Consider the following 2,173-nt stretch of genomic DNA (forward strand, 5'->3'; position numbering starts at 1 on the left):
CACCCGAATTTTCCGCCACATTCCCGCCGATGGTGCAGGCGATCTGGCTCGACGGATCCGGCGCGTAATAGAGCCCGTGGACCGTCGCCGCCTCGGTGATCGCCTGATTGCGCACCCCTGGCTGAACGCGCGCGGTTCGGGCCTGTGGATTCAGCTCCAGAATCCGGTTGAAGCGCGCCAGGCTCAACACAATCCCATCGCTCAGCGGCAAGGCACCACCCGACAACCCGGTCCCCGCACCGCGCGCGACAACCGGCACCTCGCGCTCATGGCACAGGCGCAGAATCCGCTGGACCTCCTCCACCGTGCGCGGCAGCACCACCAGCAAAGGCAACTGCCGGTAGGCCGAGAGACCGTCGCACTCATAAGGACTCACCTCCTCCTGCCGCGCCAGAATCGCATCGTCGGGCAGAAAGGCGCGCAGCGCGGGCAGCAAGCCGGCCCGAGCCGTCGCCAGCCGTGCGTCGTCGAAAGGGATTCGTGTCGGTTGAATCAGGCTCATGGCGTCCGAGACCTCGAATAGGGAATGCGGATCGAAGCCGTGAGCCTAGAGCCTCGCCCGTCTTCAGTAAACAGAGAATCATCAGGGCCAGACTTTGCCCGTTGAGAAACCCCCGGTCTTCACTGTAGAATCCGGCTGTCGCGGACGCAGAGTAACGTGTCGCGCTTCTCAAGCTGGCGTAGCTCAGTTGGCAGAGCAGCTGATTTGTAATCAGCAGGTTGTCGGTTCGAATCCGACCGTCAGCTCCATAAAATCAAAGGCTTGCATGGAGTGATCCGGCAAGCCTTTTTTCATGTAGGCACGGTGTAGACGGAAGCGCGTGACTGCGTCAGACACTGCGACTCGTTCGCGTGCGTCGGCAGCCCTGATTCCTCGACAGATCCCACGGTAATCTGATCGCAGTTTCGTCGTCCCTGGCAGTTGGCGGCGCGTCGTGCTTCGCGGCGAAGAACGCCGCAATCTGATAAGGGTGCCAGACGAGCTCACGGTTCCGTCTGGCAAGTGGGTTAACGGGCTACAGCCCCATTCAGAGGGTCTGCCGCCGCGCTGATCACGAGCGGTACCCACACCGCCTGCTGTAACAACCGCTGCTCCGGCGCGACCGTCTCCTCCAGATACTGCCAGATGGCACGGGTCGCCAGCGCGTCATGGCGGGCGCGCCGGCGCTCCCGTGGCCACTCGAAGCCCACATGGCGTCCCGCCTCGTTCAGACTTTTCCAGCGATAAGCGCGGCGCCGGGTATTCCAGTCGCCGAACGCCGGCGCGAACTCACGCATCGCACAGCGTACCTCCCACGTTTCGCTCAGCAGCGACGCCAGTCCGTCACTGCAGGCATCCATCGGCGCATTGAACAGCACCAGTCGCTGACCCGCGAGGATCGCCTGCAGTACCGGGCGCAGCACGTCCAGGGGCGGGGCGGTCGCGACATCCGCGGGCGTCACGCCGAATTTCTGCGTCGACTCCGCCCAGTCCGCGTGCCAGTACGGGCGGACATAGGACTCGAACAGGAGCGTCCCCGCCGCATCCAGAACGGCGATTTCGAGGATTTCGCCGTTCTGCGGAAAGGTCGCGGTCGTATACACACTCACGAAGCGCGTATCGAGATCGATGGGCTCGGCATTCATGGTGGATTCCTCAGTCTTCATGGGCGGTTCTCTCGGTGGATGGATGATGGTTGACGAGCGAGTTTTGCGGGCCTGCCGCCGATGCCTGGCGGTGCCGCGATGCCGTTCGGCGAGATCCAGGAGCCGCGCAGATGCGGCTCCCAGTCGGGCCAGTGGCCCAGAATGGCGGCGAGTGCCCGCGCGGTGCGCCAATAGTCGTACCTCGAACTGGGCGCGAGTTCGGCGGTGCCATGTTCCAGCACCCAGCGCAGGTGCTTGGCTTTGAATTGATAGGGTTCGCGGACCCCGAACCGCTCGGCGATGAGCGCCTGCATCCGGGTCGCGCGTTTGAGGTGCCCCTGGACCCCGCTCTTGGCCCCTGGCTGCGCGCGTCGCAGTAGCACGGAGAGCTGCCTCCGAGATACGACGACACGACCTCGGTCCGTCCGTGCCCGAGTTCCTGCGCAATCACCGCGCGGGCGGCCGCGTCGCTATGGCGCTGTTCGACGCCGGGGCGTTCGCCTGTCACGACGGGCGCCTCGCGTCCGGCCAGCGTTCGATACCGCTC

Annotated in this window: 3 protein-coding genes and 1 tRNA gene; 1 reads left to right on the plus strand and 3 read right to left on the minus strand. The window is 64.7% G+C overall.

Features of this window, described 5'->3' with window-relative positions:
• The coding region (locus QZY07_RS23110; RefSeq protein ID WP_295408044.1) for an FAD-binding protein at nt 1–502 on the minus strand (502 nt) is incomplete at its 3' end.
• Nucleotides 503–674: 172 nt separating this feature from the next.
• Between QZY07_RS23110 and QZY07_RS23115 the strand changes: the two genes are divergently transcribed.
• Nucleotides 675–750: transfer RNA gene (locus tag QZY07_RS23115), tRNA-Thr, on the plus strand.
• Between the two features lie 258 nt (nt 751–1,008).
• Here the strand turns inward: QZY07_RS23115 and QZY07_RS23120 are convergent.
• A complete protein-coding gene (locus QZY07_RS23120) occupies nt 1,009–1,647 on the minus strand; it encodes a 3'-5' exonuclease (RefSeq protein ID WP_295408046.1) in 639 nt (212 codons plus the stop codon).
• Entirely contained in the window at nt 1,644–2,009 is a 366-nt protein-coding gene (locus QZY07_RS23125; protein ID WP_295408049.1) for a hypothetical protein, read from the minus strand. The genes QZY07_RS23120 and QZY07_RS23125 overlap by 4 nt, the downstream gene beginning before the upstream one ends.
• Nucleotides 2,010–2,173: the final 164 nt, after the last annotated feature.

The sequence above is a fragment of the uncultured Thiocystis sp. genome (genome assembly GCF_903866365.1).
Taxonomy (GTDB): Bacteria; Pseudomonadota; Gammaproteobacteria; order Chromatiales; family Chromatiaceae; genus Chromatium.

Bases quoted from the DNA above. Each gene is read 5' to 3' on its own strand.
- QZY07_RS23120 (WP_295408046.1), bottom strand. From the start codon at position 1,647: ATGAAGACTGAGGAATCCACCATGAATGCCGAGCCCATCGATCTCGAT.